Annotated in this window: 12 protein-coding genes and 1 pseudogene; 10 read left to right on the top strand and 3 right to left on the bottom strand. The window is 62.3% G+C overall.

Annotated elements, in window-relative coordinates; all coding sequences use genetic code 11:
- Positions 1-148: 148 nt before the first annotated feature.
- From CI603_RS03525 to CI603_RS03510, 4 genes are all read left to right on the top strand, one after another.
- Positions 149-1,621 (top strand): DHA2 family efflux MFS transporter permease subunit, encoded by a 1,473-nt coding sequence (locus tag CI603_RS03525; RefSeq protein WP_121913061.1) that lies wholly within the window; start codon positions 149-151, stop codon positions 1,619-1,621.
- Positions 1,622-1,722: 101 nt separating this feature from the next.
- Entirely contained in the window at positions 1,723-2,958 is a 1,236-nt protein-coding gene (locus tag CI603_RS03520) for an FtsX-like permease family protein (protein ID WP_121913060.1), read from the top strand.
- Entirely contained in the window at positions 2,955-3,980 is a 1,026-nt protein-coding gene (locus CI603_RS03515; protein WP_121913059.1) for an ATP-binding cassette domain-containing protein, read from the top strand. The genes CI603_RS03520 and CI603_RS03515 overlap by 4 nt, the downstream gene beginning before the upstream one ends.
- An 82-nt stretch (positions 3,981-4,062) precedes the next feature.
- Positions 4,063-4,944 carry a hypothetical protein gene (locus tag CI603_RS03510; RefSeq protein WP_121913058.1) on the top strand — a complete coding sequence of 294 codons (882 nt, stop codon included), beginning with the start codon at positions 4,063-4,065 and terminating at the stop codon, positions 4,942-4,944.
- On the opposite strand, the gene CI603_RS03505 is transcribed toward CI603_RS03510, so the two are convergent.
- On the bottom strand, positions 4,923-5,588 hold the full coding sequence (locus CI603_RS03505) for an HD domain-containing protein (RefSeq protein ID WP_121913057.1): 666 nt from the start codon (positions 5,586-5,588) through the stop codon (positions 4,923-4,925). The two genes, CI603_RS03510 and CI603_RS03505, sit on opposite strands and share 22 nt — an antisense overlap.
- Positions 5,589-5,821: 233 nt before the next feature.
- On the opposite strand from CI603_RS03505, the gene zwf reads away from it, so the two are divergent.
- The 3 genes from zwf (at position 5,822) to pgl (ending at position 9,178) form a co-directional block, all read left to right on the top strand.
- Entirely contained in the window at positions 5,822-7,303 is a 1,482-nt protein-coding gene (gene zwf, locus CI603_RS03500; protein WP_255297783.1) for a glucose-6-phosphate dehydrogenase, read from the top strand.
- Positions 7,300-8,307: a glucose-6-phosphate dehydrogenase assembly protein OpcA gene (locus CI603_RS03495; protein WP_121913056.1), complete on the top strand. Its 1,008-nt coding sequence runs from the start codon at positions 7,300-7,302 to the stop codon at positions 8,305-8,307. The genes zwf and CI603_RS03495 overlap by 4 nt, the downstream gene beginning before the upstream one ends.
- A 79-nt stretch (positions 8,308-8,386) precedes the next feature.
- Positions 8,387-9,178, top strand: coding sequence for a 6-phosphogluconolactonase (pgl, locus tag CI603_RS03490; RefSeq protein ID WP_121913055.1), 792 nt, complete (start codon positions 8,387-8,389; stop codon positions 9,176-9,178).
- A 29-nt stretch (positions 9,179-9,207) separates the two neighbouring features.
- On the opposite strand, the gene CI603_RS03485 is transcribed toward pgl, so the two are convergent.
- Positions 9,208-9,984, bottom strand: a complete 777-nt coding sequence (locus tag CI603_RS03485; protein ID WP_218054061.1) for a FadR/GntR family transcriptional regulator — start codon at positions 9,982-9,984, stop codon at positions 9,208-9,210.
- Between the two features lie 203 nt (positions 9,985-10,187).
- On the opposite strand from CI603_RS03485, the gene CI603_RS03480 reads away from it, so the two are divergent.
- The 3 genes and pseudogenes from CI603_RS03480 to gnd all read left to right on the top strand — a co-directional run.
- Complete coding sequence (locus CI603_RS03480) at positions 10,188-11,663, top strand: GntP family permease (protein ID WP_259465464.1); 1,476 nt, start codon at positions 10,188-10,190, stop codon at positions 11,661-11,663.
- Between the two features lie 36 nt (positions 11,664-11,699).
- On the top strand, positions 11,700-12,377 hold the full coding sequence (locus CI603_RS03475) for a gluconokinase (protein WP_082097679.1): 678 nt from the start codon (positions 11,700-11,702) through the stop codon (positions 12,375-12,377).
- Positions 12,378-12,431: 54 nt separating this feature from the next.
- Positions 12,432-13,343 (top strand): annotated as a pseudogene (gene gnd / locus CI603_RS03470) (phosphogluconate dehydrogenase (NAD(+)-dependent, decarboxylating)); the annotation flags it as partial.
- On the opposite strand, the gene CI603_RS03465 reads toward gnd, so the two are convergent.
- Complete coding sequence (locus CI603_RS03465) at positions 13,333-14,262, bottom strand: family 43 glycosylhydrolase (protein ID WP_121913080.1); 930 nt, start codon at positions 14,260-14,262, stop codon at positions 13,333-13,335. The pseudogene gnd and the gene CI603_RS03465 overlap by 11 nt on opposite strands.
- Positions 14,263-14,271: the final 9 nt, after the last annotated feature.

The raw sequence follows: 14,271 nt of genomic DNA, 5'->3' as shown, positions 1-14,271 counted from the left end.
TATGGTCTCTGACGACCATTCCCGAGCATAACCTTTTCCATCCCAACGCGGCACGCCTTCGGCGAAGCGAGTAGACATGCCGACTTACGAAAAAATGACCGCCTCCCTAAGATGGCGTGCTGTTTGTCTGAAGAAGGAGATCATTATCGTGCAGAACACGTCCACCCCTGCCTCCGTTCACCGGTCACGCCCGGCCGTCCCCCACCCCTGGCCGGCCATCACCGCGCTGATGATCGGGGCCTTCGTGGGCATGCTGAGCGAAACCTCGCTCAATATCGCCCTGCCCAACCTGATGGAGAGCTTCCAAATCCCCGCTGCCACCGTGCAGTGGCTGGTGACGGGGTACATGCTGGTCATCGGCATCGTCCTGCCCTTCTCCAGTCTGATCTCCAAGTGGTTCACCACCAGGCAGACCGTGATTTTCGGTCTGGTCGCCTTCCTGGGGGGCTCGATTATCTCGGCCATGGCACCCACCTTCCCTGTCCTGTTGGCTGGACGGCTGATCCAGGGCATCGGCACGGGCCTGATCCTGCCGCTCATGTTCACCGTGGCCATGCTGATCTTCCCGCCGGCGCGACTGGGCACGGTCATGGGCATGTGTGCCCTGGTCATCATGTTCGCCCCCGCCATTGGCCCGACCCTGACCGGGATCATCCTGGGCAAACTGACCTGGCACTGGATCTTCTGGTTCTTCACCCCATTCCTGGTTGTGGCCCTGATCTTCGCCGTCGGCTTCCTGAAGAATGTGGGGACCATCACCCACCAGCGGCCCGACCTGGCCTCCATTCTGGAATCCATTGTCGGCTTCGGCGGACTGGTGGCAGGTGTCAGCCTGGCCAGCCGGTTCGGATGGCTCTCCCCGGTCACCCTGACCATTCTGGTCGTGGCCCTAGTAGCCCTGGTCCTCTATATTCGTCGTCAGTTGGGCCTGGAACACCCGGTGCTCAACCTGCGCATCTTCTCTATCCCGGCCTTCCGCTACGGCGCCACCCTAGTCATGTTGGACTTCGCAGTCATCCTCTCCTCCATGTATCTGCTGCCTCAGTTCCTGCAGCGTGGGCTGCTCCTGCCCGTGGCCATGACCGGCATCCTTATGCTGCCCGGCGGCGCCATCAACGCCCTGGTCTCAGCCTTCGCCGGTCGGCTCTATGACGGCTTTGGAGCCCGGATTCCTGTCCGTTGCGGATTCCTTATCGCCCTGCTTGGCACGGTCATCCTCCTGTTCACCGGCCCACACACCCCTGTGGCCCTGGTGGTGGCTGCCCACATAATCCTCATGATCGGCTGCCCCTTGGCCATGTCGCCAGCCCAGACTTACGCGCTCAACTCTCTGAGCGGCCCGCAGTCCGGCGACGGGAGCACCATCATCAACACCATGCAGCAGATCGTAGGAGCCGTGGCCACAGCCATCACCACCTCCCTGCTGGCCATGGGTGAGGGGCAGGCAGCCGGAGTTGATAAAGCCCAGGCCTTCACCAGGGGCACCCACTACGGATTGATCTTCACCCTGGTGCTGATTCTGGCCGCTCTAGCCGTCTCTCTCAAGGTGCGCAACTTCTCCCACGCCGAGCAGCCAGAGGCCGATCGAGACATTCAGCAAGCTCCAAGTTCGCACCGCTAGCTTGGGAATGTCCCTGGCTAGACTGGAGGACGGCGACCGGACTTAAGGCCCGCCATCGCGGGCCGCCCGGTCATCCCTGGAACGCTATCAGGAAGGGTGTCATGTTCGTTCTCAAGAACGCCTGGTTCACCATCAGGCGGCATGCGGCGCGGAGCCTGGTCATGGTTCTGGCCTGTCTGGTCGTGGCGGCGCTGGCCACGGCAGCAGCCACCGTGCTCCAAGCTGACACCAAGGCACGTACCACAGACTACGAATCCCAACAGGTGGATGCCGTCATCAGCCCGCGCAAGGGAACCAAGGCCTCCCCCCTGGGCTGGAACGAGTATTCCAAGTACGCCCAGCGCCTCCAGATGGATGGCATGCAGTACAAGGCCTACTTCCATGAGACCGCCGACATCAACCCGGAGGGACTGACCCAGTCAGGCACTTACTCCCTGGTGGGCGTCTCCGACAAGCAGGCCGAGCCCACCCTGCCTCACGGTCCCTTCGTGCTGGACCAGGGCAAGGGGCTGGACTACGCCTCGCAGAATGCCTCCGGCACCCAGACGGTGCTGATCTCCAAGCAGATGGCGCAGGCCAACAAACTCAAGGTGGGCGACACCCTGACCATCAAGGATCCCCGCCAGCAGGATCAGCAGGTCAAGCTGACCGTCTCGGGCATCTATCACTACCGCAAGGCCGCCGACCATGCAGCCAACCGGGCCATCTACACGGCCTATCCCACCTTTGCCATGCTGGGACTGGATACGGCCAGCAAACCCGGTGACCCTGGCCATGAGCTGCTGGTGGCCTTCGTCCTGGATTCGCCGAGCACCTACCACAAGTTCATCAAGGAGCTACGCAAGGACGGGCTCAAGGCCTCGCAGTACGACATAGACTCTCCCAGCCTGAAGGACTATCAGCGTCGGATGGAGCCGGTCCACCAGGCTGCCGACCAGGCGCGAACTGTCATCATCCTGGTCTGCCTGCTGGGCGGGCTGATTCTGCTGGGTTGCCTATTCCTCATGCTGCACGGCCGCACCAACGAAATCGGCATGGCCATCACCATCGGTGTCCACAAGGCCCGGCTGGGCTGGCAGTTCGCCTTGGAGACCCTCTTGCTCACCCTGCCCGGACTGGCCCTGGGCCTGGCGCTGGGCACCGCTATCAGTCGGCCGCTGGGGCGGTCGCTCTTCCATCTGGGGAGCCTGGCCAGCATGCCTCATGCTGGTCTGATCTGGAAGATAATCCTGATTGGCCTGGCCGTCTGCCTGGTCCTCGCTCTAGCAGCAGCCGCCAGAGTAGCGGCCTTCAGAACCGCCCAGCTATACACCAACGACCTGGAGGACGAGGCATGAGCGAAAAGACATCAGACCAGCAACCAGACGAAGAGTCCCAGGCAACTACTGACCAGAAACAGACCGATCAGAAGCAAGCCGCTCAGACAAGGGCCGAAGCTGAGCAAACAGCCGACGAGAGCACCAACGCCGAACCCATGTCCGAACCCAACACAGGGTCGGAGACGGAAACGGAATCCAAGGAAGAAGCAACCACTCAGACAGACAAAAAGACCGAGGAGGATGATTCTTCAGAAGAAGATGCCGCGCTGGCTGCCTTCAAAGTGGTCATCGAGCATGAAGATACCGAAGATTCCGATGACGATCAGGAAGAGGACCCGCTGTTGGATACCGATGACCAACGGGTGCTGGTTCCTGGAGGCTACCCGGTGCTCTCCCTGAAGCACGTGGATTACACGCGCAAGATCCAGGGTCGCCCCGAACAGATCCTGGACGATGTCGATCTGGAATTCCAGCGTCGCCGCATCTACTCGGTGGAGACCACCTCCCCTTCCGTACGGGCCGCCATGATGGCCTTGATGACTGGCCTGCGCGCCCCCACCCAGGGCAGTGTGCTCTTCCGGGGCACGGACCTGCGCCAGTTGCTGGCCTCCGACTATCGGGGCCACCAAATTGGGGCCATCTTTGGCACCGATGCCCTGAGGCACGACCTGACCGCTGTGCAGAATCTTGTTTACACCATGGATGCCAGCGGGCGCACCTTCCTGGGCCCCAAGGACAATCTGGCCCGTCAACTGCTGGACGAAGTCGGCTTCCCGGAGCGTCTGCAGGACAAACTGACCGCTGATCTGGGCCACCTGGACTTCCGCCTGGCCTCCGTGGCCCGAGCCCTGTGCTGCGAATGCGATGTGCTCATCGCCGACGAACCCACCGAAGGGCTGGAGCCGGGCGACTGGGATACCCTGCTGGCCACCCTAAAGCGGGTCTCCCGCCGTCATGACTGCACCGTGATCATCCTGACCTCAGGCGGTTCGGACACCGTAGACGAGGGCACCTACGACGACCGATTCATCGTCGATTGAGCCTCAGCCTTCCGGGCCGAAGACGGATGGCACTGCACTGATTTGTTCGGTCATCACCCATGAGGAGTGGATACCCCGGGTCATGGCCGAACAAATCGATTTGAGCAACAAGGACCCACATCGGCAACGGGGAATCATCCTGCACCATCACCATGGATTCGGACCCATTCGGGAAGTCGGCATCAAGGAAGCCATATGGATCACCCCAGGGCTGCTGATCGCCCAGAACGCCTGGCTGGTATCCCACGGCCGTCCCTCATGGGCCCTGTCAGCCCCACCGACCATGTGGCTGGATGATCTGGACCAGTCTCTGACCGGACGCAGAATTCTGACTGTGACGGTCGAAACCATCCTGACCTGGCGCCGACTGCCATCGGGCTTGGGGCAGCGCCCCTGGTCGCAGCTGGCCGCCGGTCGGGTATCGGGCCTGCCTGCAGCCCGGCGAAACCTTGAAGATCTGCAGAGCAAGCTGCGGACGGCCCCTGCGCAATCGTTGATTCGCATCCAGACCCACCTGCCCGATATCCAAGAGGAGTGGCGGATCATCATCAATAGGGGACGGATTGCAGCATCCAGCGGATACTGCCTGCATGAAGGTGAGGGCTCTAGGGTCATCACCACGATTTTTGACGGTGCCGTTTTCGATCCCGAACACCGAGCGACCGCCGAGGACTGCGCCCTCCAGGCAGCCAAGGGTCGATCTTCTGCTCCAATCAGCGTGGACCTGGCCTTCCTCCGTGGGTCGGATCGGCCGCTGATTTTGGAGGGAAACCCGGTCTGGTGCGCAGCCCCTTACGCTTACGGGCCACAGGGCATGATCTCTTTCCTGAAAACCGTTGCGGACTGCCGGACCGATCCAGTCGACCCCTATCAACCAGACCCGTGGATGGTGCGCGAATTCGCTGGTCGTTTCCGCAGTTCCTGGGGTCCGGTCCAGCAGGATCAGACGATGGTCATGCCGTAGTACTTAGCAAGGGGCTGCAGGTCCGGCACCCCGTATCGGGCCACCAGTTGCCTCCAACGGGCCAGATTGTCGGGACCATATTTGGCCGTGCGCTTGGCGGCAGTGGGCTCGGAGACGAAGATAGGCGGCTGGTGCTTGCTGTGGAACTTGTCCGCATACATGACCACCTCCTGCTCAGGGTTGACCGGCAGGTAGTCGTCCGGCGGCAGGTTCAGATGCTCCTCCTCCACCTGGCGGCGGGTCAGCCCAACCCCGGTATGGTTGCGGGCGAACTGGGCCACCGACTCGTCCACACCAGCGTCCAGCAGCAGGCGATAGCCCTCCAGCCCGTGCTCGATGTACCGCTCACCCTGGAAGGTCAGGGGCCGGCCCTGAGAACCGTCATCCTTGAGGATACGATAGGTGCCGATGTCGTGCAGCAAGGCGCCCGTGCGGACCAAATCACGATCAAGCGGCCGCTCGGGCAGGACCCCGTCAGGGTCATCACCACGCGACAGGCGCTCGTTGACCTGGTCGGTCATGCGCACCGCGAGCGCGGCAATGATCTGGCAGTGGGTGTGTATCAGTTCATAGGCGGCTTGGGAGGGCGCATACTGACGATGCAGGGCCTCAGCCATGGGAACATTGGGAATCATACCGACCATTCTAGGGATCCTTGCCGCAAATGTGACCTTTGCGACGCTTATTCACACTTCAGCGGATAATCAGCCCTGCCCTTCTGCTGCCGACAGTACACTGGGAGCCACGGTATTTCACGAGGAGCACTATGGACACTTCACCACTTGTGCGCTCCGCCGACCAGCCCACTCCCCCCGACGAGGACGGCGGCCGACAGGCGCCCTGGCACAACCCCCTGCTGGACCCGCGCGATCTGCGCATGCCGCGCATCGCAGGACCCAGCTCATTGGTCATCTTCGGCGTTACCGGAGATCTGGCCAAGAAAAAGCTCTTGCCGGCCGTCTATGACCTGGCCAACCGGGGACTGCTGCCAGCCAGTTTCGGGCTGATCGGATTCGGACGGCGCGACTGGAGCGACCAGCAATTCGTCGCCTTTGCGGAGGAGAACGTCCGCGCCCACTGCCGCACCCCCTTCAACGAATCCACCTGGCGACATCTGAGCCAGGGCATGCGCTTCGTCAAAGGCAGCTTCGACGATGCCGAGGCCTTCCGCCACCTGTCGGCCACCGTCTCTGAGCTGGACCGGGTCCGTGGCACCCGTGGCAACCATGCCTTCTACATGTCGGTGCCGCCCAAGGCCTTCCCCCAGGTGGCCCGTCAGCTGGCCGAGTCGGGGCTCTCCCACTCCACGGAAGGGGCCTGGCGCCGTGTCATCATCGAGAAACCCTTCGGTCACGACCTGGCCTCGGCCAAGGAGCTGGACCGAGTGGTCTCCGAGGTCTTCGAGCCGGATTCGGTCTTCCGCATCGACCACTATCTGGGCAAGGAGACCGTGCAGAACATCCTGGCCTTGCGCTTTGCCAACATGATGTTCGAGCCGGTCTGGAACTCCAACTACGTCTCCCACGTGCAGATCACCATGGCCGAGGACATGGGCATCGGCGGCAGGGCCGGCTACTACGACGGAATCGGAGCAGCCCGGGATGTGATCCAGAACCACCTCCTGCAGCTGATGGCCCTGACGGCCATGGAGGAGCCGGTCTCCTTCTCGGCTTCAGATCTGACAGCTGAAAAGACCAAGATCCTCTCAGCTGTCCACCTTCCCAAGGACCTGGCGGCCCACACCGCCCGAGGCCAGTACACGGCCGGCTGGCAGGGCTCCCAGCACGTGGTCGGCTACCTGGACGAGGACGGGATCGATCCCTCCTCCACCACCGAAACCTACGCGGCCATCAGGCTGGATGTGGACACCCGCCGCTGGGCCGGCGTCCCCTTCTACCTGCGCACAGGCAAGCGTCTGGGCAAGCGGGTCAGCGAGATCGCCATCGTCTTCAAGCGTGCCCCCCACCTGCCCTTCGAGGCCACAGCCACCCGGGAACTGGGCGCCAACGCCGTGGTCATCCGCGTACAGCCCGATGAGGGCGTGACCCTGCGTTTCGGGGCCAAGACCCCTGGCTCGGCCATGGAGGTGCGTGACGTCAACATGGACTTCTCCTACGGGCGTTCCTTCACCGAGGCCTCCCCGGAGGCCTATGAGCGGCTGATTCTGGACGTGCTCCTGGGAGACCCGCCCCTCTTCCCCACCACCGAGGAGGTCAATCTGTCCTGGAAGATCCTGGACCCCATTGAGGAGTTCTGGGCCGGACAGGGCCAGCCCCAGCCCTACCGCGCCGGCACCTGGGGTCCGCGGGAGGCAGATCTGATGCTGGCCCGCGACGGATACCACTGGAGGATGCCATGATTGTCAGACTGAACAACACCACCACCTCCGCCATCGCCCGGGAGATTGACGAGCTCCACGTGGAGCGGGGAGAGGCGGCCCAGGGACGGGTGCTGACCCTGGTCATCGTCACCGAGCAGGCCCATCTGGAGACGGCCCTGGAAACCGTAAACGCCGCAAGCCGTGAACACCCCTGCCGGGTCATCGCCATGGTGACTGACGCCGAAGACCATCAGGCCGAGCAGGAAGCGGATCAGAAGTTCGCTGCAGCACAGTCCTCTGAAGACTGCGTCTCCTACAAGAACACCGACCATGACGGCGACCGCACACTGGATGCCGAGATCCGCTTCGGCTCGGATGCCGGTGCCGGCGAGGTAGTGGTCCTGCGACCAGTGGGGGCTCTGCTGAACCATTCAGATGCTCTGGTCATCCCCCTCCTGGTGCCTGATGCCCCTCTGGTGGTTTGGTGGCCTACCAATCCGCCACTGGATCCCTCGCAGGATTCCATCGGAACCATGGCCGCAAGCAGAATCACTGATGCCATGGAGGCCGACGATCGTCAGACTGCCTTCGCTGGGCTGCTGGCCCATTCGCGCGCTCAGGACGTGGACCTGTCCTGGACCAGGATCACCATCTGGCGGGCACAGCTGACCTCAATGGTGCAGCAGCCGCCCCACCTGCCCATCCGTTCGGTCAGGGTGACCGGCCAGGCCCACTACCTGCCATTGGAGCTCTTGGCCTCCTGGCTGGCACTGAAACTTAAGGTGCCGGTCACCGTCGAGCGCGATCCGAAGGCCCAGGCCGTCACCGGCGTCTACTTCGAACGCCCTGACGGAGTCATGAGCATGGAGCGCCACAATGATGACCAGGCCCGAATCAACCAACCTGGACAAGCTTCACAGACCATCTCCATGCCCCTGCGCACCGCTGTGGACTGCATGAGCGAGGAACTGGGTCGGTTGGATCCTGACGAGGTCTATCAGGAGGTCATCCACACCGGCTGGGGAATGGTTGACCACCAGTAACCCAGGCAGCGACTGAATTCATATGCAAACGCAGGGGTGTAGGCTGAGGCAAGCATCACCTGCATGCGAGGAGGATCAGATGACCGAGCGTCGTATCGTTACCTATGCCACAACCGAGCTGCTCAACCAAGCTACAGCAGCCCGCATCCTGCTGGAGCTGGGAGACCTTCTGGCCCGTCAGGACCGGGCCGACCTGGCGCTGACCGGCGGGCGAGATGCGGCGGATGTCTATGCCCTGATGGGCGCTGATCCCTTGAGCCAGAGTGTGGATTGGAGCCGGGTCCACCTCTGGTGGAGCGATGAGCGGTTCGTGGGCCTGGAAGACCCGGACCGCAACGACGAACAGGCACGGCGGGCCTGGTATGGCTCGCTGATCGACCAGGGGCTGCTGCCGCAGGCCAACGTACATTCCATGCCTGTGGACACTCGCAGCCCAGCTCAGGTTGAAGCCGCCGACCAGGAGGAGAACGAACGGGCTCTGACCCAGGCGGCAGCCACATATCAGCAGGAGATCATCGACCAGCTGGGCCCTGAGGGCCGGATGGATCTGGCTGTCTTTGGCGTGGGCCCTGACGGACACTATGCCTCCCTCTTCCCCGACCGTCCTGAGGTCAGGCTGCAGGACGACGATCTGCTGGTGACGGGTGTCAGCAACTCCCCCAAGCTGCCCCCGCTCAGGGTCACCATGACCACGCCATTCATCCGCAGAACCCCCAAGGTATGGCTCTTCACCTCAACTACCGAAAAGGCCTCGGCCGTGGCTGCTGCCCTGGGAACCACAGACGATCCCCATGTCCCCTCTTCTTATGCCAGGGGCACTCTGGAGACCCTCTGGCTCCTGGACGCTGATGCCGCCTCGAAACTGAACTGAGCCTTCTGCACCAAGAGCCTCTAGAGATCTCAGGACTCTGAAGATTCCTTATCCGCACCGCGGGCGGAGTCTCCAGAGTCCTTTCTTGTCATTTGTTCGACAGCCCGATCGGATTCGTCAACAATCCAATCCATGGCGTGACGGGCCCCCTCCGCATCGCCCCGACGTATCAGCGCAGCTACGTCGCCGTGCAGCCGCAACGCTTTCTCATCGGCCTTCCTGGGCATAAGCTCATGCCGGGTCCGCCCAGACAGCACTGATGCAATCACATCGCCCAAGGCCGCGAACATAGCGTTGCCCGATGCCTCAAGCAGGGTCCGATGAAACGTTTCGTCAGCCCGAAGATAGTCCGGCCCGTCGGCCCGGTCAGCGTTGGCCACCATATCAATGGCGGCCCGCGTCAGCTTCGCCCATTGATCCTGATCAGCGTTGCCGGCCGCCAGCTGGGCAGCCATGGGCTCCACGCATGCCCTGAGCTCAGACAGCTCATGCAAGGTCCGTCCCCGGTCAGGTCCGCGCAGTCTCCACTCGATCACCTGCGGATCATAGATATTCCAGAGTTGACGAGGATTGACTGTGGCACCGACCTTGCGTTTGACAGTGACCAGACCCATGGCCTCAAGAACCCTGGTGACCTCGCGGGTGACCGTGCGCGAAGGCCTCTGGCTATCCAGGTCGGGGGCGGGCAGCCGGTCTCCCGGAGCGATGGTGCCATCTACAATGGCCGCCCCCCACTGATCCAGCAGCCGATCATGCAGGGTGCCTTCTGCAGCCGTTTCGTCATCAGGTTTCCTCGCGTTTTTCACGAATTCCACTCTAGCAACCTGGCTCATTCCCAATGGGACCAGAGCGATATGTAAATAATTTGAGACTCAATCCTGCCTCTTAGCATGCCGTCTTCCAATCTGTCACAGATTCGTGTAAAATACTGTCTGTTAAGGCATACGTAATATCACACTGTCGATATTATGTAATGCAAAAATAAGAGCCGGGAAGCTGTTCAGGCTGAATGGCTCGCATCCTCAGAGAAGAGGCAGCCATGCTTTTAGCGTCGCAGCCGACAGCCGACGGGTACCTAACCCTGGCGGCGAGTCAGGCCGTTTCCCTGAACACCACCCAATTGGGCATCAGCCTGGTGCTCAGCCTGGCGGTGCTCATCTTCCTAGTCACTGTCGTCAAACTTCATCCCTTTGTCTCACTGCTGGGTGCCGCCCTCGTGGTCGGCATCGGTTCTGGCTACGGACCCGTGGCCACCCTGACCAGCTTTACCGGCGAGTTCGGCTCCACCATGGGCTCCGTGGGCATTCTGATCGGCCTGGGAGCCATGATCGGCAAGGTCCTCATGGACACCGGAGCCACTGACCAGGTGGTCAACACCCTGGTCGTCAAGTCCAAGCCCGCCACCATCCCCTGGATCATGGCCCTGATCGGCGCCCTGATCGGCCTGCCCATGTTCTTCGAAGTCGGCCTGGTCATTCTGGTCCCGGTCATCATTCTGGTGGCCCGCCGCACCAAGCTCCCTCTGATGCGTGTGGCCATCCCCACCCTGGCAGGCCTGTCCATCATGCACGCCTGTGTGCCTCCTCACCCTGGCCCCTTGGCCGCCCTGAGCCAGTTCAAGCAGACCGGAAACGTGGGCCTGACCATGATGTTCGGCATCCCCTTCGCCCTGATTACCCTGGTCGTCGTGGGTCCAGCCTTTTCCCGTCTGGCCTCCCGCTGGGTTCCCATCGAAGCCCCGGCCGACTTTGTGGCCAAGAGCGAGCAGGCCGGCAAGGAGGAGACCCGGCTGCCATCCTTCGCTCTCTCGGTCTGCTGCATCCTGCTGCCTGCAGTCCTCATGCTGCTGACCTCCATCTTCGAGATCGCCATTCCCGGGTTCAAGGATCGCAAGGACGGCCTGGCACAGACCATCAACTTCATCGGTAACCCGGTCATGGCCCTGGCCATAGCACTGATTGTTTCCATGCTGGTCCTCAAAGCCGCCTCGGGCATTTCCTGGAAGACCGTCAATGACTCCCTGGGAGCGTCGCTTCCCGCTGTAGCGGGCATCCTGCTGATTGTGGGCGCAGGCGGTGGCTTCAAGGGCGTCCTGGTCTCCACCGGCATCGGCAAGATCATCGGCACCTTTGTGGAGAACTCCAACATCTCCATCTTCCTGCTGGGCTGGGTCATCGCCGTCTTCGTGCGCATCGCCACCGGCTCGGCCACTGTCTCCATCCTGACCACGGCCGGCATTCTCAGCAACGCCATGACCATGATGCATGCAGGCTCCACGGCCACTACACTCCTGGTCATCGCCATCGGCGCCGGCTCCATCTTCCTCTCCCACCTCAACGACGCGGGCTTCTGGCTGATCAAGGAGTACTTCGGTCTGAGTGTTGGCGAGACCCTGAAGACCTGGTCGGTTCTGGAATGCCTGCTGTCGGTAGTGGTTCTGGTCCTGGTCATGATCGCCAGCATCTTTGTGCCCATCACCGCCTGATCGTCATTGTCAGATTACTTTTCAGAAAGGTTGCATATGGTCGACACATCGTTGAAGAATTCCGACGCGCTGAGCGCAGAAGATCACCCGGAGCCCCAGGTCCCCTCGGCAGTGGACAACACGGTTCCCCCGGACTACTTCCAGGGCCGCACACCTGTTCTGGTCATCATGGGGGTCGCCGGCTGCGGCAAGACCACCATGAATGAGCACCTGGGCAGCAAACTGGGCTGGGACATGGCCGAGGCCGACGACTTCCACCCCCAGGCCAACATCGACAAGATGGCCCGCGGCATTCCCCTGAACGACCAGGACCGTTGGCCCTGGCTGGACAGCATCCATGATTGGATCGAGGATCACATGCGGCGAGGAGTGCCCGGAACCGTCACCTGCTCCGCCCTGAAACGGATCTATCGTGACCGGTTGCGGATGCCTGGGGTGGTCTTCATTCACCTGAGCGGGGACTACGACTCCATCATGGAACGGCTCTCCAAGAGGAAGGGCCATTTCATGAAGCCGCAGATGCTCCGCTCCCAGTTCGATGACTTGGAACCCCTGGGACCGGACGAGGTTCACCTGACCATCGACGTGGGTCTGCGCATGTCTCCTGAGATCGAGGCCGAAGAGGTCATCGACACCCTGGGCCTGCAGTGTGATGTCAAAGCGCACACCGCCCAGGTTCAGGCCGAGCGCGCCCGGCAGGCAGCCCGCCAGTAGCACCGGCAAAGCGGCCCGACCGCGGCCGACCACCAACCATCGCGGTCAACTTCACACTGTTGCAGTCAAGGGAGAGGAACTGACACTATGAAGATCGGCATGATTGGCCTGGGACGCATGGGCAAGAACATGGCGGACCGTCTGCGTACCGGTGGCCACCAGGTGGTCGGCTACGACATCGCGCCGGACTCGGGCAGGGATGTGGACAGCCTGCAAGCCCTGGTTCAAGCGCTGGATGCCCCACGAGTGATTTGGGTCATGGTCCCGGCCGGCAAGCCCATTGAGTCCACTCTCGATCAGCTTGGCGAGCTGATGGAGCGCGGCGACCTGGTCGTGGATGGGGGCAACACCCGCTTCACCCAGGACCAGGAGCACGCCCAAGCCCTGGCCGCCAAGGGCATAGGCCTGGTGGATGTGGGCACCTCCAACGGCATCTGGGGCAAGGAGAAGGGCTACGCCTTGATGGTCGGAGGATCAGATCAAGACGTGGCCCGGATCCAGCCCATCCTGGACACCTTGAAACCTGAGGGCGACTACGGTCTGGTCCACGCGGGAGGAACCGGCGCTGGCCACTACGCCAAGATGGTCCACAACGGTATCGAATACGGGATGATGCAGGCTCTGGCCGAAGGGTACGCAGTCCTGGAGGCCTCCGACCTGATCAAGGAGCCAGGCGAAGTGGTGGAGTCCTGGCGAAAGGGCTCGGTCATCCAGTCCTGGCTGCTGGATTTGCTGGCCCAAGCCCTGAAGGAAGACCCGCACCTGAGTGGAATCGCCGGCAAGGCCGATGAGACCGGCGAAACCAAGTGGATGATTGCGGACGCCCTGGAGCTGGGGGTGCCCACACCAGCCATCACCTCGGCCCTCTACGCCCGCCAGTCCTCCAAGATCGAGGATCCCATGACCATGAAGGTGGTCTCCGCCCTGCGCAGCGCCTTCGGCGGCCACCCCATCGTCAGGGAGTAACCAGGTCCTGGGCCGGGTACCAGTAGGATCCCACCTGCGGACAGACCTGGACCATGGCGCCGTCATCAGCGAAATCCAAGGGGGCAAAGACGATTTCGCGATGACAGCCGTCGCCCTGGCCGTCCCTGGCGAACCTGTGATAGGCGACGATCCAATCATCCCGGCCCGGCACACGGGTGATGCAGTGGTGCCCGGTAGCCAGGATCCCCTTGGCATGATCGGCCTTGATCAGGACCTGGGGCGCGGTCCAAGGCCCGTCCAGCGAGGGCGCGCTGGACCAGCGGATCCGGTAGTTCGGATCTCTGGTATCGTTCTCCGACCAGGAGGCATAGTAGGTGTCCCTACGTCGGCAGATGGTGACGGCCTCGCGGAAGTTGTCAGGCACGGCGGAGCGCACTGAGCCATCTTCCAGACGCAGGCCGTCCGGACTCAGCCGCGCCATGTAGGCACGGCCATTGCCCCACAGCAGATAAGGCACATCGCCGTCATCCACGAAGACCGAGGGATCGATGGGCAGACAGTCGTAGTCACCCTGGGCAATGAATGGCTCCTGGGCCGCCCGGAAGGGACCGATCGGACCGGGAGCGACGGCTTGGCCGATCTGCCCGTCGGCCACAAAATACAGGATGCAGCGTCCCCGGCGCACCAACAGGCATGGGGCCCAGGCACCCTGTCCCCCATGCCACCAGGGGACCTGGTCCAGGTCCAATATCTTTCTGCGGGTCCAACGGCACAAGTCCCCGGATTCATAGACGTAGAAAGCATGCGAGGACCATTCAGGCAGACCATCCTCGGTGCAGTAGAGGTACCAGCGGTCCCCGATCATGACCAGATCCGGGTCCGCGCAGTAGCGATGCAGTGGGTTGCTCGCCAAATCCGTCCCCTCCGACCCTTGATGTGCGCTTGCGAATTCCTCCATGGACTGTGA

Source organism: Bifidobacterium sp. wkB338, assembly GCF_003688325.1.
GTDB lineage: Bacteria > Actinomycetota > Actinomycetes > Actinomycetales > Bifidobacteriaceae > Bombiscardovia > Bombiscardovia polysaccharolytica.
This window is presented reverse-complemented; position numbering and strand designations above follow the sequence as displayed.

Coding starts and splice junctions, on each gene's coding strand:
- CI603_RS03520 (WP_121913060.1), top strand. CDS start 1,723: ATGTTCGTTCTCAAGAACGCCTGGTTCACCATCAGGCGGCATGCGGCG.
- CI603_RS03515 (WP_121913059.1), top strand. CDS start 2,955: ATGAGCGAAAAGACATCAGACCAGCAACCAGACGAAGAGTCCCAGGCA.
- CI603_RS03510 (WP_121913058.1), top strand. CDS start 4,063: ATGGCCGAACAAATCGATTTGAGCAACAAGGACCCACATCGGCAACGG.
- CI603_RS03505 (WP_121913057.1), bottom strand. CDS start 5,588: ATGGTCGGTATGATTCCCAATGTTCCCATGGCTGAGGCCCTGCATCGT.
- zwf (WP_255297783.1), top strand. CDS start 5,822: ATGCCGCGCATCGCAGGACCCAGCTCATTGGTCATCTTCGGCGTTACC.
- CI603_RS03495 (WP_121913056.1), top strand. CDS start 7,300: ATGATTGTCAGACTGAACAACACCACCACCTCCGCCATCGCCCGGGAG.
- pgl (WP_121913055.1), top strand. CDS start 8,387: ATGACCGAGCGTCGTATCGTTACCTATGCCACAACCGAGCTGCTCAAC.
- CI603_RS03480 (WP_259465464.1), top strand. CDS start 10,188: ATGGCTCGCATCCTCAGAGAAGAGGCAGCCATGCTTTTAGCGTCGCAG.
- CI603_RS03475 (WP_082097679.1), top strand. CDS start 11,700: ATGGTCGACACATCGTTGAAGAATTCCGACGCGCTGAGCGCAGAAGAT.
- CI603_RS03465 (WP_121913080.1), bottom strand. CDS start 14,262: ATGGAGGAATTCGCAAGCGCACATCAAGGGTCGGAGGGGACGGATTTG.